The organism is Microlunatus sp. Gsoil 973 (assembly GCF_009707365.1).
Taxonomy (GTDB): Bacteria; Actinomycetota; Actinomycetes; order Propionibacteriales; family Propionibacteriaceae; genus Microlunatus.
On sequence record NZ_CP046122.1, the window covers coordinates 2,997,473 to 3,019,385 of the forward strand.

Genomic DNA, 21,913 nt, shown 5'->3' on the forward strand with positions numbered 1-21,913 from the left:
ATCACCTGTCGAAGAGCCGATATTCACCGACCATTCCGCCCGAAGGTTGGTTAACCTTCGGAGCGTGATCACTGCTGACCGGCTCCCGTTCGTCGTCGCCATCGATGGTGGTGGAACCCACACCAGGGTGGGCTGTTTCGGCGTCGACGGGACGTTGCTGGGAGCGGCGTTCGGCGGGGGCGGCAGCCCGAATCACAATCACGACGCCAAGGAGCAGGTGGCGACGACCATCAGCGGAGCGATCAGCGACGGCGGACTCGACCCGGCGGCAGCGTTGGCCGTCGGCGCCGGTGTGGCTGGTTTCGGGTTCGGCGCGCGGCCCCAGGATGCCGAGGCATTCCTTGATCTTCCCGGAGCCGATTGTCCGAAGGTGTTGGTCAACGATGCGGTGATCGCACACCGCGGTGCGTTGCTCGGCCGTCCCGGCGTGATCGTGGTCGCGGGAACCGGATCGATGATTCTCGGCATCACGAAGTCCGGCGAGCAGATCCCGAGCGGGAGTCTGGAGCACTACGCCGGCGGCGCCCGCCACCTCGTCTTCGATGCCATCCGGCGCATCCTGCTCGGGCAGTCCGAGGTCCACGACGGCGAACTGCTGCGCGCGGTTCTGCAGCACTGGCAGGTCACCTCGATCGGCGAGCTGAGGCGGGCGATCGTCGATCAGGCGGAGATCGATCGCAACGAGGTGAAGCGCAAGTACGGTGCCCTGGCTCCGGTGATCACCGACGCGGTGGGCAGCTCGCCACTTGCGGCAGCGTCGGTCGGTTGGTTGGCCACGCGGACCGCGGACGGCGTCCGATTGTTGGGCCCGTTGATCGGCACGGACCCGGTGCCGGTGGCACTGATCGGTTCACTCGCGACGGCGACCGGCTTCGCCGACCGTTTCCAGGGTGAGATCGACAGTGGGGTCGAACGCGAGACCGGACGGCACGATCCGATGATCACTGTCGTACCTGCCGCTCTGGATCCGCTGCGCGGCGCCGCACTGATGGCGTACGAACTGGCGGGCCTGACAGTGGACGACGCATTGATCGACAGGCTCGGTGATGGCGAGGACGTCAGGTCCCAGCCGCTGCCCGCATGATCGCTCGGTCGTCGGGCGATGTCGGGCTGCCACATTTCGGGCTCACTCAGGACACGCTTGGGTAACGGTGTAATAGTTGCTCGTGTGTTGCTGAGGCAGGAGCCGCGGACTTCCCGTACGGCCGCGGATTGGTTCTCCTGGCTGACGTCTCGGTTACACGGCTTGTTGCCGCGCTTGCTGAAGTGGATACCGGAGACGGCCATCGGCTTCGCGATGATCGGGCTCACCGGCTTCTTCATCGACATCGGCGTGCTCACCCTGCTGCACGGGGCCCTCGACCTGCCGTACGCGCTCGCGGTCACCCTGGGCTACGGGACGGCCAGTGTCGCCAACTTCTTCCTGAACCGCTGGCTGAACTTCCAGATGCACGGCAACATCGCCAAGCAGTCGGGCCGTCAGGCCGTGGTGGCGATCAGCAACTACGTGATCTGGATCCTCGGCTTCTCCACGGTGCTGGAGACGATCGGCGTGCAGTACCAGGTCTCCCGGATCATCTCCGCCTGCGTCGAGGGCATCTACCTGTACGTGATGATGCGGATCTGGGTGTTCCCAGCCCGAGAGCAACTCGAACTGGTCGCCCGCGAAGGCCGGCCGGCCCTGGAACCTGCCGAGGACGACCGCCTCGCCTCCTGACCCCCCTTTCCGCCGAGGGGTCACATATTCCCTCATTTACGCGGCGTGTCGGCGGTGTCAGGCCTCGGCGGCGAATCGTTCCCACGCTGACTGCCGGGCCATTCCCAGCGCCTGCCCGATCTTGGCCCAGCTGATCCCACGCGATCGCGCCCGGTCCACCCATACATGCAGGTTGTCCTCGACCTGGGTGGCGACCGAGGCGATGCGCGGCAGGGCTGCCAGCAGTTCCTCATCATTCATCTGCTCCCAGTACGGCACCTCCGACGGCTCTCCGGGATGTCCTTCGGCCATGATCCGGCCGCAGAGGTCGACGCATTCATTGCAGATGTACACGCCTGGTCCGGCGACCATCTTGTCGACCTCCGACTCCTCCTTAACGCAGAACGAACAGCGGCTGACTGTCTCCATCATGATCTCCAATGTCAGGGATTTCCTGACATCATGTCAGGTCACTCCTGACGGGTCAATCACGACACACCACCCAGATGAGGGAATATGTGACCCCTCGGCGGATTGGAGGGGGTGGCGGGTGCGCAGGTAGACTTGGCGGGTTGCCGTTCCGGCAGAGCCCACCCATCGAAGAGACCAGTGAACAGGAGGGCACCCGCATGCCCATCCGCTCCGATCTGCGCAACGTCGCGATCGTCGCACACGTCGACCACGGCAAGACCACGCTGGTCGACGCGATGCTCTGGCAGTCCGGCGCGTTCCGGACCGGCCAGGACGTTGCCACCCGGGTGATGGACTCGATGGACCTCGAGCGCGAGAAGGGCATCACCATTCTCGCCAAGAACACCGCCGTACGGCATGTGATGCCCGACGGCCACGAGGTGACGATCAACATCATCGACACGCCCGGCCACGCCGATTTCGGTGGTGAGGTGGAACGCGGCCTGGAGATGGTGGACGGCGTTGTGCTGCTGGTCGACGCGTCGGAGGGCCCGCTCCCCCAGACCCGGTTCGTGCTGCGCAAGGCGCTGGCCAAGAAGCTGCCGATCATCGTCGTGATCAACAAGGTGGACCGGCCGGACGCCCGGATCAGCGAGGTGGTCGAGGAGACCAGCGAACTGTTCCTCGATCTGGTCGACGACGGGAACCTCGACGTACTCGACTTCCCGGTGGTGTACGCCTCTGCCAAGGCGGGGCGCGCATCGGTCAAGCAGCCCGAGGACGGCGGGATGCCGGACAGCGAGGATCTGCAGCCGCTGTTCGAGACGATCCTCTCCAACATTCCTGCGCCCAGCTACACCGAGGGCGCCCCGCTGCAGGCACACGTCACCAACCTGGACTCCTCCCCCTACCTCGGACGTCTTGCGCTGTGCCGGATCGTCGCGGGCGAACTGAAGCGCAATCAACTGGTCGCCTGGTGCCGCAAGGACGGAACGATCTCCAACGTCAAGCTGTCGGAGTTGTTGATCACCAAGGCGCTGGACCGCGAGCCGGCCGAGTCCGCCGGACCCGGGGACATCGTCGCCATCGCAGGCATTCCCGAGATCACCATCGGTGAGACGCTGGCCGATCCGGAGAACCCGCTGCCGCTGCCGTTGATCATGGTCGACGAGCCGAGCATCTCGATGACGATCGGGATCAACACCTCGCCACTGGCCGGCAAGTCCGGCAAGAACCTGACAGCCCGCCTGGTCAAGGCACGTCTTGATCAGGAGCTGATCGGCAACGTGTCGATCCGGGTGCTGCCGACCGAACGACCCGACACCTGGGAGGTGCAGGGCCGTGGCGAGCTGCAGCTGGCGGTGCTGGTCGAGACGATGCGCCGAGAGGGGTTCGAGCTGACCGTCGGCAAGCCGCAGGTCGTCACCCGGTTGATCGACGGCAAACTGCACGAGCCGGTCGAGCGGTTGACCGTCGACGTGCCGGACGATTTCGTCGGCGTCGTCACTCAGCTGCTCGGTCTGCGCAAGGGCCGGTTGGAGCAGATGATCAACCATGGTTCAGGCTGGGTCCGGATGGAGTATCTGGTGCCGGCCCGCGGCCTGATCGGCTTCCGCACCGAGTTCCTCACCGAGACCCGCGGCACCGGCCTGATGCACCATGTCTTCGAGCGCGACGAGCCCTGGGCCGGTGACTTCCGGACCCGACCCACCGGGTCCCTGGTTGCCGACCGCTCAGGACAGGTGACCGGGTACGCGTCCTTCAATCTGCAGGAACGCGGTTCGCTGTTCGTCGGCCCGGGAACCAATGTCTACGAGGGCATGATCATCGGGGAGAACCCTCGGCCGGACGACATGGACGTCAACATCACCAAGGAGAAGAAGCTCACCAACGTGCGCTCCTCGACCGGTGAGGAATTGGAGCGGCTCGTTCCGCCGCGGCTGATGACCATGGAGCAGGCACTGGAGTTCTGCCGCGAGGACGAATGCGTCGAGGTCACCCCGGACGCGGTACGGATCCGCAAGGTCATCCTGAACGCCGGCGAGCGGGCTAGGTCGCGCAGCCGAAATCGCGCCTGACTCCTGAACGGATAGTGGTTGGGGTCGCCACTTCTCGCACCAGTTGCTCGCTCCCGCACCAGTTGCTTGCTCCCGCACCGGTTGCTCGTACCCGCACCAGTTGCTCGACCTCGCACCCGCTGCAGCCGGTGCGCCGCCGCCTAAGTGGTGCGCCGCCGACTAAGTGGTGCGACGCCGAGAAAATGGTGCGACGGCGAGTAAGTGGTGCGACGCCCACCTAGCGAGCGGGCCCGCGCGGGTAGCGCAACCGCACCTGGCCCCTGAACGGGTGGTGGTCCGGCCGCCCGCGTTCTCGTACGTTGGTGGCTCCTGCACCAGTTGCTCTCACCCGCACCGGGTGCTCGACCTCGCACCCGCTGCAGCCGGTGCGACACCGAGTAGATGGTGCGACACCGAGGAAATGGTGCGACACCGAGGAAATGATGCGACACCGAGTAGATGGTGCGGGGGCGAGGAAGTGGTGCGGCGGCGAGGACCGAGATCACGGCACTGTGACCCAATCGTTGCCACGCCGTGTCGACCGATGACCCGGACGGCCGTCAGAGTAGGACAGCCGGCGCACGGACGGACGGTCTGTGCACCTTCCCCCGGCGCTGCGTCAGATCGTCGGATAGATTTCTGCAATCAGGTTTCGGATGAGTGACCCGGTGGTTGGATCGGGTGGGGGAAGGAACGGTTTGATGTCACGGTTGGGAGCCCGGCGGCCCGGATTCATCCGGACCGCTCTGGCAGGTCTGCTTGCTATGGGGCTCGCCGTCGGACTGCTGCTAGGCAGCCAGTCGACTGCTGAGGCGAGTTCGAAATATGTGACCACGAAGTACCAGAAGGCGCACTACGGGCAGGACAACGCCAAGGTCACCAACATCCAGCTGCGGCTCGCCGCCGGCGGCTTCATGAAGGACAAGTACGTCACCGGCTACTACGGCGACATCACCAAGAACGCGGTGAAGTCGTTCCGCAAGTCGGTTCACCTGAAGCCGACCAGCGGCAAGAAGATGACCAAGAAGACATGGCGGGCCCTGGTCAAGGCGACCGGAAAGGTCAAGAGGGCGGGCAGCCACCGCTCGACGTCCTCCGGAGTGATCGACAAGCGGTGCCTGACCGGCCACCGGGTGCTGTGCGTCAATGAAACGACCAGCAAGCTCTACTACGTCAATCACAACAAGGTGATCAAGACGATGGACGCCCGCTTCGGCTGCGGCGGCACCACCCGCGAGGGCGTGTTCTCGGTGTTCCGCAAGGTGCGGCACGACTGGTCGCGGCCGTACAACTCGCCGATGCCGCTGTCGATGTACTTCTCCGGCGGCGAGGCAGTGCACTACTCGGCCGACTTCGCCGCCCGCGGCTACGCCGGCTGCAGCCATGGCTGCGTGAACATCCGGGATCGCAAGACACTTCGTTGGGTCTACAAGCGGATCCACATCGGCGACCGCGTGGTCGTCTACTTCAGCTGATCGCAACAGAGCTGATCACACCAGAGCCGATCACAACAGAGCTGATCACAGCGGGCCCAGCAACCAGCGGGGCCGGAATCCTCAGGATTCCGGCCCCGCTGCTGCTTCCCGGCAGGCAACCTTCCCGTTCGCGGTGTCCGCCGCCGACGCGGGGAGCCGGTGTTAGGCCTCCGCCGCCCGATCCCCGGCGTTCTCCCGGGCGAAGGACGCGTACACGTCGAGCAGCACCCGTTTCTGTCGTTCGGTGATCGAGGTGTCCGACAGCACCGCCGCCTCGACCGACGGCGACGGATGGGCCTGCGGATCGAGGATCCCGGCCCGGACGTACAACTGCTCGGCCGAGATCCGCAACGCCGTCGCCAACTGCTGCAGCACCTCCGCCGACGGCTTGCGCAGTCCCCGCTCGATCTGACTCAGGTAGGGATTGGAGACCCCGGCCTGCTCCGCCAACTGCCGCAGCGACAGCCGCGCCGACCGGCGCTGCGCTGCGATGAACTCCCCAGTGACCCGAGCTGCTCACCCAACCCGGACGCGATGTTTCGTGCCATGGATCCATTGTGCTAACTACAGCAAGCAATTTCAAGCAACTAGCTAGCACCCGGACGCGAGCGACGCTGTGGTTGCGGGTCACCCGCGACCGGACCGCGGCACGGATGCGGTGATCAGGCTGCCGTCCTCGCGACGTCCGCGGGTGGTGAACGCCTTCTCGGCATCGATCCGCGGGCCCTGATCGTCCAGCGGCACCAGCGTCGGCGGCCCTCCGGCCCGAACAGCCACCTCACGGCCGCGGACCGAGAATCTCGCCTCGGTGCCGTCCTCGACCACGAACTCGTACTGATCACGGGTCAGCTTGGCGCGGACTCGGGTGCCCTTCAGGATGAAACGGAAGGTCAGGGACGGCCACTCGTCCGGCAGTCGCGGGTCGAAAGTGATCTTGCCGTTGTAGTCGCGCAGTCCGCCGAACCCGGACACCAGGGCCGTCCACACCCCACCGGCGTTGGCGACGTGGACGCCGTCGCTGGTGTTTCCGTGCAGATCGGCAAGATCGACGAACAGCGCCTGCGTGAAGTAGTTCATCGCCAGTTTGTGGTAGCCGACCTCGGCGGCGATGATCGACTGGACGACTCCGGACAGGGTGGAGTCGCCGGTGGTGATCGAGTCGTAGTACTCGAAGTCGGTCTTCTTCTCGTCCAGGGTGAATTGATCACCCTGCAGAAAGAGAGCCAACACCACGTCGGCCTGCTTCAACACCTGGAAGCGGTAGATCACCAGCGGGTGGTAGTACAGCAGCAGCGGCCGCTTGTCCTTCGGTGTGTTGACCAGATCCCACACCTCGCGCTCCAGGAAGTGCGCATCCTGCGGGTGCACACCAAGACCCTCGTCGTACGGGATGTGCATGGCCTCCGCGGCGGCCGCCCATTCCTCGACCTCCTCCGGGTCGAGGCTCAGCCGCTGCGCCATCCGCTGATACTCCTCGGGTGCAACCCGGGCCAGGTCGGTGACCGTCTCTGCGGCCCGCCGCAGGTTGTAGCGAGCCATCAGATTGGTGAACAGGTTGTCGTTGACAACGGTGGTGTACTCGTCGGGACCGGTGACGCTGTGGATGTGGAACGCCCCGTCACCGTTCTCCCGCCAGAAACCCAGGTCGGCCCACATCCGCGCCGTCTCGACGAGGATGTCAACACCCTGACGATAGAGGAAGTCGGTGTCGCCGGTCGCCGCAACGTACTTGCACAGTGCGTAGGAGATGTCGGCGTCGATGTGATACTGCGCGGTGCCGGCAGCGTAGTAGGCCGATGCCTCGTGACCGTTGATCGTCCGCCACGGGAAGAGAGCGCCGCGTTCGGCAAGATCCTCGGCACGGATCCGTGCCGCGTCCAGCAGGTTGTAGCGGAACCGCATCGCGCTGCGGGCCATCGACGGTGTCGTGTAGATCAGGAACGGCAGCACATAGATCTCGGTGTCCCAGAAGTAGTGGCCGCCGTAGCCCGTACCGGTCACCCCCTTGGCCGGGACCCCGGACTGCTCGGCGCGGCCGGCGGCCTGGGCCAGTTGGAACAGGTTCCAGCGGACCGCCTGCTGCAGTTGCGGGCTGCCCTCGATCTCCACGTCGGAGTGTGCCCAGAAGTCGTCGAGCCAGGCCTTCTGGTCCTCGTACTGCTGCTGGACTCCCTGGTCGCGGGTACGGTCGAGCGTCCGCCGGCAGCGGTCGACCAGTTCACGCACCGGAACGCCGCGAGAGGTGTGATACGCCACCAGCTTGGTGATCTTGATCGGTACGCCCGGCTCGGCCTGGACCCGGAAGACCATCTTGCCCATGTCCTCGTCGGTGTCGATCAAGGCCTCGTGTCGGTTGGCGGTGTCGATGAGATGATCAATTCCGACGGCGAGCGTCATCTTGGAGTTGGCGGTCCGCCAGCCGAGGACCATCCGGTTGTCGCCGCACCAGTTGCTCTGCGGCTCAAGCACCCGGGACTCGAACGACTCCCCCTTGCGCGGATCCCAGCCCTCGCCCATCGCCGCCGATCTGACGTGGTATTCGTCCTTGCCGTCCTGCCGGTTCAGCACCTGCGACGACACCACCACCGGTGCCGAATGATCAAGGACGGTGATCTCCATCTCCATCACGGCGAGATGCCTTTGGGTGAAGGAGACCAACCGCTTGGACCGGACCCGGACCCTCTTCCCACCCGGGGTGCGCCAGAGGATGCCGCGGGTCAGACAACCGGTACGGAAGTCCAGAGTCCGCTCGTAATCGTCCAGATCGGCAACCGACAGCAACATCGGCTCGTCATCGACGTACAGCTTCATCGTCTTGGTGTCGGGCACGTTCACGATCGTCTGCCCCACCCGGGCGAAGCCGAAGGCCTCCTCGGCGTGCCGGATCGGCCAGGTCTCGTGGAAGCCGTTGATGAAGGTGCCGTGGGTGTGTGTCTCCCGGCCCTCCTCGACATTGCCCCGGAACCCCAGGTAGCCGTTGCCCACCGCGAACAGGGTCTCGGTCGTCCCAAGATCACGGGTGCTGTAGAACGCCTCGGTCAGCTGCCACTCGCGGATCGGGAACCGCAACCGGTCCATGTGATCACGAACCGCTGCCGGCTGGTCCGGCGCGGCACCGGGAGTGGCGGAATCCGGGGCCTTGGCCAGCAATTCGATCCTGGTCGCGCCGTCGTGGCCATCGCCGGTGTCGGCCGCCGCGCCGAGCTCGACCGCAGCATCCGGCTGCGGAGTGTCAAGGTCTGAACTCATTCGCCTACCAGCTCTCCAAGATCAGCCACCACGATGTCGGCCCCTGACTCACGCAGCCGCTCTGCGCCCGCACCCCGGTCGACGCCGACCACAAGTCCGAAGCCTCCGGCGCGCCCGGCGGCGACGCCGGACAAGGCATCCTCGACCACGACCGCCCGGTCGACCGAAACGTCGAGGTCGGATGCCGCAGCGGCGAAGGTGTCCGGCGAGGGCTTGCCGGCCAGCCCACGTTCGGCGGACACGTTGCCGTCGACGATCACCGGGAACCGGTCCAGCAGCCCGGCAGCCCGAAGCACCGGCCTGGCGTTGCGGGAGCTGGACACCACCGCCATCGGCGTCCCGGACGCCGCGAGGTGGTCCAGCAGTCGGACCGAGCCGGGATAGGGCTGCACACCGTCCGACTCCAGCACCCGGGAGAATTCGGCGTTCTTCCGGTTGCCCAGTCCGCAGATCGTCTCGACGTCCGGCGGATCATCCGGGGTGCCCTCGGGCAGTTCGATGCCCCGGGATGCCAGGAAGCTGCGTACGCCGTCGTAGCGCGGCTTGCCGTCGACGTAGTCGAAGTAGTCCTGCTCGGTGTAGGGCGGTTGGCCTTCGGAGGATTCCAGGAAGGCGGTGAACATCCGCGCCCAGGCGCGCATGTGAACCTCGGCCGTGGGAGTCAGGACTCCGTCCAGGTCGAAGAGCACCGCCCCATACGATTCCAGCCCGTCCGATTCCGGGCCGGAAGATTCCGGGTTACCTGTGGTCACAGGCCTCAAGCGTAGGGCCTCGCTAGGTGAACCTTCGACTACAGCCGCCAACTGCGACCGACATCAGCCCGGCTGGGCCCGGTCGATCCAATCGGCAACCAGGGCCCGCACCAGCTCGGGCTGCTCGTGAGGCAGCGCGTGGCCGGCGTTGTCGAGGACGGCGAGGGTGGCCCTCGGATACTTGTCCCGCAGTTCGACCGCCGTCTCGTAGCCCGCGGTCGAGTCTCGACGTCCGGCCAGGATCAGCGCCGGCTTGTCGAAGGTGCCGGTACCGAGATCGATTCTCCAATTGCCGAGGATCCTGCCGACAGCCGCTTCGTCGACCAGGGCGATGCCCGGCAGCACCTGGTCGCGATACCGGCGTGCAGTCCCGGCGGTGCGAATCACGAAGTAGTCGTCGAACCCGGACCGCTGCTCCGGACCAAGATCATCGTAGGCATCGGGATCGATCCGGAGCGCGATCTGCTCCGGTAGGGCTCCGGTGTGCTCGCCGATCGGGCAGAGCAGCGCCAGTCCGAGCACCGACTCCGGCCGTCGGGCCGCCAGGCCGCGAGCCAGATAGGCGCCGTATGAGTGACCCAGCACCAGGGCCGGACCGCCGACCAGGCGGTCGACGAACTCCCCGAGCAGCCGGACCACGTCGTCGTTGCCGGCCAGCCGGTCCCCTGCCCTGGTCCGGCCCATTCCCGGGAGATCGGGGTAGATCCGCCGCAGTCCCTGATGGGGCAGGAAATCCTCGGCGGCTGCCTCGATCTCGCGATGGTCGACTCCGGCGCCGTGCAGCGCAACCAGCGCCGGCCCGGAACCGTGCTCGGCATAGTGCACCGCGACGTTGTCGATCATGCACTCCACGAACCTCACCGTACCCAGCGGCTCTGAGACTCCGGATCGCAGCTGGGGGCACGAAATATCGGCTTTACCGAAGCGAGGTCACGACCTAGGTTTCGTTGGGTGCCGCCGACCGAAGCCGAGTGGAGATCGCAGCTGCCCCGACTGGTCCCCGACTACACCCGGCGGTGGAACCTCCGGCTCGGCACGCCGTTCACCGGCGGCAGCGCCTCGTTCACTGCACCGGCAACGACCCCCGACGGCACACCCGCGGTCCTCAAGCTGTCCTGGCCGCACCGCGAGGCCGACTTCGAGGCGGACGCTCTGCAATGGTGGGACGGTCGCGGCGCCGTACGTCTCCTGCAGCAGGACCGCCGCCACTACGCGCTATTGATGGAGCGGTGCGAACCGGGGCTTCGGCTCGGTGATCATCACGGACTGGCCGCGGACCGGCGGCTGATCGTCGCCGCCGAGCTGCTGGCCGGCCTGTGGCGGACCGGCGTACCCGAGACGGCACCGTACGAGCGGGTGGCCGATGTCACCGCTGAGTGGGCGGACCTGGCGGCACGACGGATGGAGACGATCAGACCGCCGTACGATCCCGGGCTCGTCGCTCAGGGCGTCGACCTGCTCAGGTCACTGCCAACATCGGCGACCCGGACGGTCATCGTGCACGGCGATTTCAATCCGGGCAACATCCTGTCGGCGACCCGCTGCCCGTGGCTGGTGATCGATCCCAAGCCGATGATCGGCGACCCCGGTTACGACCTGGCGCCGCTGGTGTTGCAGGTCGACGATCCGTTCCGCCACTCGGATGTCCGCGCGGTGCTCCGTACCCGATTCGGACTGGTCTCCGACGCGCTTGGCGAGCCGGTCGACCGGCTGGTCGCCTGGTCAGTGGCGCGGGGCGTCGAAGCGGCGCTGTGGCACGCGGCCCGGTCGGAGATGTCCGAAGGCGCCGACGAGATGGCCAGGACCGCAACCCTGGCTCACCTGATCAGCTGAGTCCGAGGCCGCGGCGGCCGATGTGGTTGAGCTGCTCGGGCAGGAACCGGCCGGACCAGTCGCGCTCGTAGTGCTCGGCGGGAAAATCGGACGGGCTGGAGCCGTCGGCGAACGCGTCGCGGACCGAGGCGGCGTAGGCCTCGTTCCGGGGGCACCACGGTGCGGCGGGGATGTACATGACGTTGCCCCATCCCTTTTGATCATGCACCGGGGCGACGCTGTGGATCATGTCGCAGTGCCACCACACCGAGTCGCCGGCCCGGACGTCGGGGATGCCGCTGATCGCGCGCAGCAGCAGGGAGTGCCATTTCTCGCTGGCCGGGAAGACCTGATTGGTGGTGACCCCGCACATGTCATCCTCGGGCACGTCGGAGAGCAGCGGGCGGAGCATCAGGTAGCCCATCGCCTCGGGGATCGGCACGGTGTGCAGCACGCCCTGGTCGTGGTCCATGTCGGACAGAGCAGTCCAGCCCTGGAAGGTGCGGAAGGCCGAGCACATCGTCGAACCCGGGTAGGTCGGGCCGGCGGTGCGATAGGCGGCGTCATAGGGGTTGTAGGACTCGATGGTGCCGTCGAACAGGTGCCGGAACGCCTTCTGGTAAGCCTCGGTCATCCACAGGTCGAGCGTGCCGGGGTCGAGGTGCGTGCCGAGCCCGCCGGAGTTGCTTCCCGGCGGGCGGCGGCGGATCCGGTCGGGATACAGCGAGTCGCGGTCGGGGTCGAACCACTGCACGCCCTCGGAGTCGTACTGCCACAGGGAGTTGAGGAGGCTCTGCACCGTGGCCATCCGTTCGCTCTGCCGGGCCTCCATCTGTGCGGTGGACCAGTAGATCGGATAGATCTCGGGCTTGGAGCCGACGCTACCGAAGAAGTCGTCACCCGGTCCGCGGTAGTTCTCGAAGAACCGGTTGCGCTCGACGTAGTCGACGACCGCCGCGTCCCAGGCCCGCGCCTGCTCGTGCGGGAAGTGGCCGCGGACCACAAGGCAGCCGCGCCTGCGCAGCTTGTCCAGCTGCCCGGCGGAGACGGTGCCCGCCTCGATGTCGGCGTAGTCGATGGCCGGCCAGATCTCTTCGCCGCGTGCCCGGGCCGCCTCGATCTCGGTAACCGCATCAAAGATCCGGGCCTCGAGAACGGCGAACACCTCTTCGACACTGCGACCGGATGCGGCGATGCGTGCTCTGAGGGCAGGTTTGATCTCGCGAATCGCTGCTTTCAGGTCGTCAGGAGTGGTCTCCCAGTGCGGGAGCGACGGCAACTCGACCTGCTGCATGTCGTGGACGGCCATGGCGCTGGCTCCATTCAGGAAGGACTGCTTACTTGAACGGCAGCATAGGCCCGGTCGAACGATTTAGGCAACAGCCCTAACTAGAATGCTGGCATGACGCCGGCCAAGCCGTCCCTGGAACTGCTTCGATCGCTGACCGACGAGCACGTGCTCCGGGCACTGATCACTGAACGCCGGCTGACCCGCGCCGAGATCGCGGCCAGGACCGGGATCTCCAAGCCGACCATCGGTGAGAGCATCCGCCGACTGGCCGCATCCGGGCTGGTCCACGACACCGGCGAGCGCACCACCGGTCGTGGCCGGGTCGGCACCTATTACGCCCTCAGCCCGGGCCTCGCCACGGCGCTGGTGGTCGGCATCGCCCCGGAGGGCATCGTCGCCGAGGCCGTCGACGTCTACGGCGATGTCGTCGCCCGGCAGGTCGAGGAGGTCGGCCGTCCGGCAGTCGCGGCCCAGGTAGCCCAACACCTACGGACGGCCGCCATGTCCGTGCTGTCCGACCGGGCCGGGATCGCGGTGGTGTCCGCCGCCGACCCGGTCGACCGCGCAACCGGCCGGCTGATCCACCTGCCCTACGCCCCGTTCCTGGTCGGCGAACTGTCGCCGGCCGACGTCCTTGCTCCACTGGTCGACGGCCCGGTGCTGGTGGACAACGACGTCAACTGGGCGGCGACGACGGAGCGGGCGAGCGCCGACGCCGCGCCCGACGACTTCGCCTACCTCTACCTGGGCGAGGGCCTGGGTTGTGCGGTGGTCACCGACGGCGAGGTACGGCGCGGGCATCGCGGACTCGCCGGCGAGGTGGCCGACGTGCTGACCTGCGGTCCGCGGGGCCGGGCCACCCGATTCATCGACGTCTTCGCCACGGTGGGCTTGCACCAACCGGGCTCGACCGCCATCGACGTGCCGGCTCTGCTCGCCGCTCTCGATCAGCGGACGCCGGGGGTGATCGACGTCCTCGCCGAGGCGATCGCCGGTGTGGTTGCCGCACTGATCGCCCTGGACGATCCGCAGTTCGTCGTCCTCGGCGGCAGCTGGGGACAGCACCCGGTGATCTCCGCTGCCGTGACCGGGGCCCTGGCGCAGCAGCCGCGGGCCGTGCCGGTCAGGCCGCCGTTGGTCACCGGCGAGCCGGCGCTCGCCGGTGCCCGCCGGCGTGCCGTCGAGGATCTGCGCACCCGGGTCACCCGAGCGTCAACAAGCGGTTAGTTGTACCAGCCGGCGCGGCGCATCGACCTCGATCACCTCACCGTCACTGATCACCTCGGGGCAGCCCATGGTCACCCGTGAAGGCTGTCGTAGGGTCGGCCCGTGGCAACACGCGTCTGGTACGAGACCCACTCGACGACGCTGGACAACGAGGCAGGCGTCGCCACCGGCTGGCTGCCCGGCGAACTGTCCGAGGTCGGGCGGCAGCAGGCTCTCACCCTTGCCCGGAGGATCGATCACCGGAAACCGGACGTGATCTTCTGTTCCGATCTGGCCCGCGCCGTGCAGACCGCAACCGTTGCGCTCGAGCAGTCCGCGATCCAACCGCCGGTCCTTTTGGACTGGCGGCTGCGCGAATGCGACTACGGACGATTGAACGGCGCTCCGAGCACCGAGGTCCATCGTGACCGGGTGCGGTACGCCCACCATCCCTACCCGGACGGGGAAAGCTGGCAGACCGCCATAGACCGGGTCGCAGCCGCCACGTCGGATGCCGCTGCCCGCCACGCCGGCGGCACGATCATGATCATCGGCCACATCGCCACCTACCTCGGTGTCCGTCGCGCGGCTGGCGACAGCACGCCGCTCGCCGATCTGATCACTGAGGAATTCGTCTGGCAGCCCGGCTGGGTGTACGACCTGGGCTCCGAGCCTGCAGGGAAAGGACCGGCGCCGTCGGAAGCCACGTGACCGGTTGGCGAGTGACCGACCCGGGCGATTACCGACGCGCGACGCCGGGCAGGATGTGATCATGACGACCTCGAGCACAACGCTGGTGTTCTTCGGCGACAGCATCACCGACGCCGGGCGACGACAGGATCCTGACGGACTGGGCAACGGCTATGTCCGGCTGTTGGCCGGACGGCTCGCCGACACCACAGTCATCAACGCCGGGATCGGTGGCAATCGCGCCGTGGACCTGCAGGCGCGGCTGGACAGCGACGTGCTGGCGTACCGACCGGACCTGGTGTCGATCATGGTCGGCATCAACGACACCTGGCGGCGTTTCGACTCCGACGATCCGACCAGCACCGAGGCGTACGAGGCGACCTATCGGGATCTGCTGAAGCGGATCACCGCAGCCGGCGCCCGGTCGATCCTGTTGGAGCCGTTCGTCGTCCCGGTCACCGAGGAGCAGGCAACGCTGTGGCGAGACGACCTGCAGCCCCGGATCGACGCCGTGCACCAGTTGGGCGCCGAGTTCGACGCGCCGGTGATCCCGCTGGACGTCGAGCTGAACAAGATCGCCGACGAGGTGGGCGCGGCCGCCCTGGCCGAAGACGGGGTCCACCCGACCGAGCGTGGGCACGCCGAGATCGCCCGACTCTGGCTGGAGGTCCAGCAGGCGGGGTGAGCTGTGATGTCGGAGGGGAAGGTGGCCCGGGTCACCGGCCAGGAGCGTACGCCTTGCGGGCCAGGAGCATTGCGGCCGAGCCGGCAATCGATCAGTTCGGCAGTTCAGCCCGGACGTTGATCCGACGAAGAGCCGTACGCTCCCCCGGCAACCGAGGCGCCGGCCAGAGAATGGCGTGACGACCCGCGGCGGGCCGCTGTACGCGATCATGCACGGGCGCGCAGCGGACCGCCGCTGATCAGGGCTCGGGCGTCCTCAACCGACGTTGTCGGCGGTACGTACTCGGTCCGCCAATCGGTGCCGGCCGCAGCCAGCGAGGTGACGTAGTCGATCTCGGCGTCGAGATCGTCGCGGCGGGGGCGACCGCCGACTCGGACTACGAAATGATCATTTCCCTGTCGGCTCGCCTCATCCTTCAGCGCCCGGACGTCGCGGCCGGTCAGGTCGATCCAGTCCGGCGGCGGTGTGCCGTACAGGCACGAACCGTCCCAGCGCAGCGCCCGTCGCCGGGGTCCGGGGAAGGCCGCACATCCGCCGACCCAGATCGGTATCCGCGGTCGCTGGACCGGTGTAGCCGGCAGTGTCAGGTCATCGACCGTGACGAAGCGGCCGTGATAGGTGACCGGCTGGCCGGACCACAACCCCGCAAGCACCTGCAGACCCTCGTCCAGCGCAGCGGCACGATCGGACGGAGCGACCACCTCGCCGACGCCGCGGAAGTCCTTGCTGGCGTCGTCGCCGAGCCCGACCCCCAGCACCAGTCGACCCTCGGACAGCCGGTCCACCGTCATCGTCTCCGCGGCCAGTTTCCAGACCCTGCGCCGGGATACCGGCGTAATACAGGTGCCGAGCGTCATTCGGCTCGTCGACATGGCGACCGCGGCCAGCGTCACCCAGGGGTCGTACGCCGGAACCGTGGGATCGTGGAAGAAGACATAGTCCTCAAGAAAGATCCCGTCCCAACCCGAGTCCTCGGCCAGGGCGGCCAGTGCAGCCATGGTGCGCGGCTCGCCGCACGGGCCGATGGCCGACAGATCCAATCCATACTGCATCAGGCCACCTCCACCGGTGACGCTAGACGCACCCGCCGACAGTCGCCCGCGGCAGCCGCAGATCAGGCCGGCTGCGAGCGGATCGGCGCGCGGAAGTGGTCGCCGATCTCGGGATCGACGATCACCTCCTGCGCGGCCGCGATGCCGCTGACGGTGAACTCGGCGTCGACCGGCACATTCCGCTTGACCAGTCCGAGCCCGATCGGGCCGTCCTCCCAGTGCCGGGCCGAACTGCCCATCCGGCCGACCGGTCTGCCGTCCAGCAGGATCGGAGCGCCGACCTCGGGCAGTGCCTCGGCCGAGCCGTCGAGGTGCAGGCGCACCAGTCTGCGCGGCGGCCGGCCGAGCGCCTGGACCCGGCCGACGGTCTCCTGGCCGGGGTAGCAGCCCTTGTTCAGGTGTACGGCTCCGCCGAGCACACCGATCTCGTTGGGGATGGTGCGGTGATCGGTGTCGACGCCGATCCGCGGCACCCCGGCGGCGATCCGGCGGGCCTCGTAGGCCCAGGTACCGGCCGGGGAACCGGACGCCAACACGGCGGCGATGTCGCTGCGGGGAACGAACAGGTCGCGGCCGCCGAGGGAATCGGCGTAGGACCTGGCCGGATGGTCGACCAGCGAGTCGTCGGTGGTCCAGAGGATGCCGAAGTCCGCGGTCCGATCGGCCACCTCGACGCGCAGCATGAACCGCATCCGGTCGAGGAATCCGACCAGCGCCTCGACGCCACCGGGCTCGGTGTGGGCCCAGAAGGTCTCGCCGTCGTCGACCGCGTACAACACGTGTTCCACGTGTCCCTGCGAGCCGGACAGGATCAGTGCCGTCGTCCCGCTGCCCGGCGCCAGGTCGGTCAGCTGCTGGGTGGTCAGTGAGTGCAGCCAACTCAGTCGATCGGGCCCGGTCACCGTGAGCACGCCGTGATGGGAGAGGTCGACGATCCCGCGGCCCGCATCGATCTCGCGTTGCTCGCGACTCGGGTCTCCGTAGTGCCAGGCGACTCCCTGGTCCGGACCTGTATCGGCGATCACCGCCGTCGTCATGGGCAAACTCCCGTTCGTCGGTTGCTACCAGTGTGCAGCACCGGCGAAGTCACGTTTCTTCCTGCTCAGCCCACCCGGCGCAGGCGACCCCACTGGTAGCTCTGCAACGGCTGGCCGTCGGCCGCGCGGTCGAAGGTCCAGAGCAGGTCGCCCTCGACGTTGCCGTAGAGCCGGTGGCCCGCGGTGTAGTCGGGCGCGCTCGCCGTCCGCACCACGGCGTCTGTACGAATTTCGATCTTGGCGCCCTGGATGTTGCCGTACCAGACCTCGACCCACCCCTCGGGATTGGTCATCACGATCTCGAGACCGGCGTCCCGCTGCGGCCTCCAGAAGCCGGTCTCCATCGACAACGGCCGGACCGGCTGCCCCTGGTCGTCGACCTCATAGGTCTGGGAGAGGAAGTGCAGGTAGCTGCCGCCGTTGTGACTGAAGTCGATCCGCTGGCCGAAGTCGACGTCCTCGGTGCCGGGATAGCTGCTCTTGCCGCTCCCCTCCCAGCTGCCGATCATCCAGGCCAGCGCGACCAGGTCGGGGTTCAGATCGGACGGAATCTCGAAAGCCACCAGCACAGAATCCCACAGGCGTCGAGGTCACAACGTCTTGGCCATGGTGAAACAAACGGTCGCGTAGGAGCGGCCCGGTCCGATCGGCCAGCCGTCCAGTTCGGTGCCGGTCCGCAGGTAGCCGAGCCGCCGGTACAGGGCCTCGGCGCGCGGGTTGTCGTGCTCGACGCTCAGCGTTGCCCGGAGCAGTCCACGGCCGCGTATCCGCTCTTCGAGCGCAGCGATCAGGATGCTGCCGATGCCAAGTGACTGCCAGCCACCGCGGACCGACAGCATCCACAGCTCGCCACTGCCCGGCCGCCGGGTGAAGTCGACGCCGCCGACAGCGATCGAGACCTGGTTCGGCGCGCTGATCATGATCAACGCAGTCTCTTCCGCGTAGCCACGCTGCACCGTCTCGGCCAACGCGGTCAGATGGGACGGGCCACCGGACCATTCAAGATCAACGAGATCCTCCGGTCCGACGTCCCGCACGGTCAACGGGAGTTGCAGCGACACCACGCTGCAGCCTCGGGCGGACTGATCAGCTGCGTCGTCATCAGGTGTCTGGTCGGTCACCCTGCCATCTCCTTCGAAATCTTTGTCGGTATCTCCATCGGATCCGAGGACCGGCCGGCCGGAGCCCGGGCGGACGCGATGTCGAAGCAGACATTAGTGTTTCCGGCGTGACGCGATACGTGGTTGTCGGCGCCGGCGCGATCGGCGGAGCTGTCGGCGGGCTGCTGGCCCGCGCGGGCAGCGAGGTCCTGCTGATCGCCCGCGGTGATCATGGTCGGGCGATGATCGACAACGGCCTGACCCTGCGCTGCCCGGACGGCACCTTCACGGTGGACGCCCCTGCCGCGACCGGACCCGACAACGTACGGCTCAGGGTGGACGACGTGCTGGTGCTGGCCACCAAGACCCACCAGGCCGAGTCGGCGATCAACCAGTGGGCCGACGTGCCGGTCTTCGACGGCGACCGCCAGGTCGGCCGGGCGGCCGACGTACTGCCGGTCCTCACCGCGCTGAACGGGGTGGCGAGCGAGGACATCGCCCTGCGTTACTTCGAGCGGGTCTTCGCGGTCTGTGTCTGGTTCCCTGCGGTGATGATCGAGCCGGGCGAGGTGATCGTCCGCGGCGCACCGTTGCGCGGCGTCTTCCACATCGGCCCGTACCACGCCGGCCAGAGCGGCGCCGGCACCGACGATGCCTCCGACGCGGCGCTGCTGGCCACGGTGCAGGCCGACTGGGCCGCGGCCGGATGCAAGGTCGTCCTGTCCGACAACGTGATGGCCTGGAAATACCGCAAACTGCTCGGCAACCTCGGCAACGCCTTCCAGGCGCTGCTGGGCGACACCAGTGGCGCCGACGACCTGGTCGAGGCAGCTCGGGCCGAGGCACGGGACATTCTCGCAGCGGCGGAAATCGATGTCACCCCCGACGAGGTGGAGCGGGCCGCCCGGCAGGATGCCGCCAAGGTCCGGCCGGTGCCAGGCGTGCCCGAACAGCTGGGCGGGTCGAGCTGGCAGTCGCTGATCCGCGGCTCCGGGACCATCGAGACCGACTATCTCAACGGGGAGATCGCGCTGATCGGACGCCGGATCGGTCATCCGGCGCCGATCAACTCGCGGGTCACCGCACTCGCCCGGCACGCCGCCCGGACCGGCCTGCGGCCCGGCGAGCTGACCGCCGATCGGCTGCGTGCCGAACTGACCCGGTAGCGACCGGGCAACTCGCTGGTCGCCGTACCACTTTGGGAGACTGCCAAGGTGCGATGTGTCATCCAACGGGTCAGCGGGGCGTCGGTCGCGGTCGACGGGGACGTGATCGCCGAGATCGATCGGCCGGGGCTGCTGGTCCTGGTCGGGGTGACCCACACCGACACGGCCGACGAAGCGCGGCGGCTGGCCGACAAGATCTGGCGACTGCGGATCATGGCCGACGAGCAATCGGCAGCCGATCTGAATGCCCCGCTGTTGGTGGTCAGCCAGTTCACCCTGTACGCCGACACCCGGAAGGGCCGGCGGCCGTCCTGGAGCGCCGCGGCGCCCCGGCCGGTCAGCGAACCTCTGGTCGACGCGTTCGCCGCCGCCCTGACCGACCTCGGTGCTGAGGTGGGGACCGGCGTCTTCGGCGCCCAGATGCAGGTGTCGCTGACCAACGACGGCCCGGTGACCATCATCCTCGACTCCTAGCCCGGTTCGTCGTCCAACTGTCTGCCGGCTTCGGATGCCTCGGGGCATCGCCCGGATCGTGTCCGGATCATGTCCGGATCATGGGCGCTTTCGTCTCAGGACGGCCACGGCTTCCGGCCCGGCGTGCCGGTTCGGACCCGCCGAGTTGAACCGTTACTGAGTATGTCCTTTCCCCACGGCCCGCGGAGGACCACCATGGGAGGAGAGGCCGCAGAGGGCGAAGGGGCGAAAGATGACAGACATTCGCACCCGGACCGGCAACGAGAACCGGACCGGATCCGACGGGATCGACGAGCAACAGTACGACCTGATCGTGATCGGGGCCGGGTCCGCCGGCATCGCCGCGGCAGCAGCGGGCCGGCGCACCGGTGCCCGGGTTCTGATGGTCGAACGCAGCCGCCCCGGTGGTAACAGCATCTGGACCGGTACGGTCCCGAGCAAGGCGCTGGTGGCCGCCGCCCGCGCTGCTCACCTGATGCGCACCGCCGACCGTTTCGGGATCACGCCGGTGGAACCGGAGATCGACTTCGGCGGGCTGATGCGGAGTATCGAGCAACGCATCACCGGGGCCGCGCACTCCGCCGCCTCGGATGTGCTCGAGGATTCCGGCGTGGACGTGATCACCGGTACGGCGTCCTTCACCGGCCCGGACACGATCGCCGTCGACGGGATGCCGTACAGGTTCTTCAAGGCGGTCATCGCAACCGGTACGGCGCCGTCGATGCCGTCCATCCCCGGGCTCGCCAACTGTGCGCCGCTGACCACCAACACGTTCTGGGACCTGCGGTTCCTGCCCACTCACCTGACGTTGATCGGCGGTGGGCCGACCGGATGCGAACTCGGCCAGGCGCTGGCACGGTTGGGCAGCCAGGTGACGATCATCGAGCAATCGGAACGGCTGCTGCCCAAGGAGGAACCCGAGGTCAGCGAGTTGATCACCGACCGTCTTCGGGCCGAGGGGCTGGAGATCATGGTCGGCACCACCGTGCTGCGCGGTAAGAGCTTCACCGGCCACACCCGGCTGCTGGTCACCGATGCGACAGCCGACACCCCGCGGATGGTCGAGGCCGGCCGGGTGATGATCACCGCGGGTCGGCGTCCGGTGACGGTCGGACTTGATCTTGCCAAGGCCGGCGTCTTCCTCAACACCCAGGGCTACATCGCGACCGATGACCGGCTCCGGACCAGCAACCGCAAGGTGTACGCCGCCGGTGACGCCTGTGGCGACCGGCCGTTGGCCAGCCTGGCGGAACTGGACGGTGATGTCGCAGCCAGCAACGCGCTGCTCGGGTCGTCGCGCACCGCCCGTCATGATCTTGGTCCCCAGGTGATCTTCACCGACCCGGAGGTCGGCCGGATCGGGCACACCGAGTTCAGCGCCCAGGTGCAGGTCAGCGGCCTGATCTCCAGCCGGCTCGCCGAGGGCCGGGTCGACAGGGCGATCGCGGAGAACGAGCCGGTCGGGCTGACCAAGATCGTTTCCGATGACCACGGCAGGCTGCTCGGCGCCAGCGTCGTCTCACCCCGGGCCGGTGAGGTGATCACCGAGCTGGCCACGGTGATGCAACACCGCGGACGGATCGCCGAGCTTGCCGACGTCCCGCATGCCCACCCGACCTGGTCCGCCCCGGTCTGGGATCTCGCCGTCGCCGATCGGGCCGAGCGCGGCGCCGCGTTCACGCCCGGGAGGCTGACCGCGGCCGTCCGCAAACGCTGAACCGGAAAGGATCGAACAAGAAACGCGCCGGGCCCGTACCCCG

Annotated in this window: 21 protein-coding genes; 11 read left to right on the forward strand and 10 right to left on the reverse strand. The window is 67.6% G+C overall.

The window, feature by feature from the left end; translation table 11 throughout:
- Positions 1 to 64: 64 nt before the first annotated feature.
- A complete protein-coding gene (locus GJV80_RS14115; RefSeq protein WP_195908927.1) occupies positions 65 to 1,084 on the forward strand; it encodes a BadF/BadG/BcrA/BcrD ATPase family protein in 1,020 nt (339 codons plus the stop codon).
- A gap of 162 nt (positions 1,085 to 1,246) precedes the next feature.
- Positions 1,247 to 1,717 (forward strand): GtrA family protein, encoded by a 471-nt coding sequence (locus tag GJV80_RS14120; RefSeq protein ID WP_195908928.1) that lies wholly within the window; start codon positions 1,247 to 1,249, stop codon positions 1,715 to 1,717.
- Between the two features lie 57 nt (positions 1,718 to 1,774).
- On the opposite strand, the gene GJV80_RS14125 is transcribed toward GJV80_RS14120, so the two are convergent.
- A complete protein-coding gene (locus GJV80_RS14125; RefSeq protein ID WP_154688445.1) occupies positions 1,775 to 2,128 on the reverse strand; it encodes a ClpX C4-type zinc finger protein in 354 nt (117 codons plus the stop codon).
- A gap of 197 nt (positions 2,129 to 2,325) precedes the next feature.
- Between GJV80_RS14125 and typA the strand changes: the two genes are divergently transcribed.
- A complete protein-coding gene (gene typA / locus GJV80_RS14130; protein WP_154688446.1) occupies positions 2,326 to 4,185 on the forward strand; it encodes a translational GTPase TypA in 1,860 nt (619 codons plus the stop codon).
- Positions 4,186 to 4,865: 680 nt separating this feature from the next.
- On the forward strand, positions 4,866 to 5,639 hold the full coding sequence (locus GJV80_RS14135; protein ID WP_230207693.1) for a L,D-transpeptidase family protein: 774 nt from the start codon (positions 4,866 to 4,868) through the stop codon (positions 5,637 to 5,639).
- A 162-nt stretch (positions 5,640 to 5,801) separates the two neighbouring features.
- Here the strand turns inward: GJV80_RS14135 and GJV80_RS14140 are convergent, their stop codons facing one another.
- From GJV80_RS14140 to GJV80_RS14155, 4 genes are all read right to left on the reverse strand, one after another.
- A complete protein-coding gene (locus GJV80_RS14140; protein WP_370518749.1) occupies positions 5,802 to 6,089 on the reverse strand; it encodes a helix-turn-helix domain-containing protein in 288 nt (95 codons plus the stop codon).
- Positions 6,090 to 6,266: 177 nt separating this feature from the next.
- Entirely contained in the window at positions 6,267 to 8,717 is a 2,451-nt protein-coding gene (locus GJV80_RS14145) for a glycoside hydrolase family 65 protein (protein ID WP_154690267.1), read from the reverse strand.
- 167 nt (positions 8,718 to 8,884) lie between these two features.
- Positions 8,885 to 9,640 carry an HAD family phosphatase gene (locus GJV80_RS14150; RefSeq protein WP_230207694.1) on the reverse strand — a complete coding sequence of 252 codons (756 nt, stop codon included), beginning with the start codon at positions 9,638 to 9,640 and terminating at the stop codon, positions 8,885 to 8,887.
- Between the two features lie 63 nt (positions 9,641 to 9,703).
- A complete protein-coding gene (locus GJV80_RS14155) occupies positions 9,704 to 10,483 on the reverse strand; it encodes an alpha/beta fold hydrolase (protein ID WP_154688449.1) in 780 nt (259 codons plus the stop codon).
- Positions 10,484 to 10,591: 108 nt separating this feature from the next.
- Between GJV80_RS14155 and GJV80_RS14160 the strand changes: the two genes are divergently transcribed.
- On the forward strand, positions 10,592 to 11,473 hold the full coding sequence (locus GJV80_RS14160) for an aminoglycoside phosphotransferase family protein (protein WP_230207695.1): 882 nt from the start codon (positions 10,592 to 10,594) through the stop codon (positions 11,471 to 11,473).
- Here GJV80_RS14160 and GJV80_RS14165 read toward each other — a convergent pair.
- Positions 11,466 to 12,761, reverse strand: a complete 1,296-nt coding sequence (locus tag GJV80_RS14165; protein ID WP_154688451.1) for a DUF1479 domain-containing protein — start codon at positions 12,759 to 12,761, stop codon at positions 11,466 to 11,468. The two genes, GJV80_RS14160 and GJV80_RS14165, sit on opposite strands and share 8 nt — an antisense overlap.
- Before the next feature lie 93 nt (positions 12,762 to 12,854).
- Between GJV80_RS14165 and GJV80_RS14170 the strand changes: the two genes are divergently transcribed.
- From GJV80_RS14170 to GJV80_RS14180, 3 genes are all read left to right on the forward strand, one after another.
- On the forward strand, positions 12,855 to 13,970 hold the full coding sequence (locus GJV80_RS14170) for an ROK family transcriptional regulator (RefSeq protein WP_154688452.1): 1,116 nt from the start codon (positions 12,855 to 12,857) through the stop codon (positions 13,968 to 13,970).
- Between the two features lie 102 nt (positions 13,971 to 14,072).
- Entirely contained in the window at positions 14,073 to 14,660 is a 588-nt protein-coding gene (locus GJV80_RS14175; protein ID WP_154688453.1) for a histidine phosphatase family protein, read from the forward strand.
- 61 nt (positions 14,661 to 14,721) lie between these two features.
- A complete protein-coding gene (locus tag GJV80_RS14180) occupies positions 14,722 to 15,324 on the forward strand; it encodes an SGNH/GDSL hydrolase family protein (protein WP_154688454.1) in 603 nt (200 codons plus the stop codon).
- A gap of 206 nt (positions 15,325 to 15,530) precedes the next feature.
- Here GJV80_RS14180 and GJV80_RS14185 read toward each other — a convergent pair whose 3' ends face one another.
- The 4 genes from GJV80_RS14185 to GJV80_RS14200 form a co-directional block, all read right to left on the reverse strand.
- Positions 15,531 to 16,376, reverse strand: coding sequence for an LLM class flavin-dependent oxidoreductase (locus GJV80_RS14185; protein WP_154688455.1), 846 nt, complete (start codon positions 16,374 to 16,376; stop codon positions 15,531 to 15,533).
- Between the two features lie 62 nt (positions 16,377 to 16,438).
- Positions 16,439 to 17,413 carry a folate-binding protein YgfZ gene (locus GJV80_RS14190; RefSeq protein ID WP_154688456.1) on the reverse strand — a complete coding sequence of 325 codons (975 nt, stop codon included), beginning with the start codon at positions 17,411 to 17,413 and terminating at the stop codon, positions 16,439 to 16,441.
- A 65-nt stretch (positions 17,414 to 17,478) separates the two neighbouring features.
- Entirely contained in the window at positions 17,479 to 17,976 is a 498-nt protein-coding gene (locus GJV80_RS14195) for an FABP family protein (RefSeq protein WP_154688457.1), read from the reverse strand.
- A gap of 27 nt (positions 17,977 to 18,003) precedes the next feature.
- Complete coding sequence (locus tag GJV80_RS14200) at positions 18,004 to 18,534, reverse strand: N-acetyltransferase (RefSeq protein ID WP_154688458.1); 531 nt, start codon at positions 18,532 to 18,534, stop codon at positions 18,004 to 18,006.
- Positions 18,535 to 18,641: 107 nt separating this feature from the next.
- On the opposite strand from GJV80_RS14200, the gene GJV80_RS14205 reads away from it, so the two are divergent.
- From GJV80_RS14205 to GJV80_RS14215, 3 genes are all read left to right on the forward strand, one after another.
- Entirely contained in the window at positions 18,642 to 19,679 is a 1,038-nt protein-coding gene (locus GJV80_RS14205) for a ketopantoate reductase family protein (protein WP_154688459.1), read from the forward strand.
- A 48-nt stretch (positions 19,680 to 19,727) separates the two neighbouring features.
- On the forward strand, positions 19,728 to 20,153 hold the full coding sequence (gene dtd / locus GJV80_RS14210; protein WP_154688460.1) for a D-aminoacyl-tRNA deacylase: 426 nt from the start codon (positions 19,728 to 19,730) through the stop codon (positions 20,151 to 20,153).
- Between the two features lie 232 nt (positions 20,154 to 20,385).
- On the forward strand, positions 20,386 to 21,870 hold the full coding sequence (locus GJV80_RS14215) for an NAD(P)/FAD-dependent oxidoreductase (RefSeq protein WP_154688461.1): 1,485 nt from the start codon (positions 20,386 to 20,388) through the stop codon (positions 21,868 to 21,870).
- Positions 21,871 to 21,913: the final 43 nt, after the last annotated feature.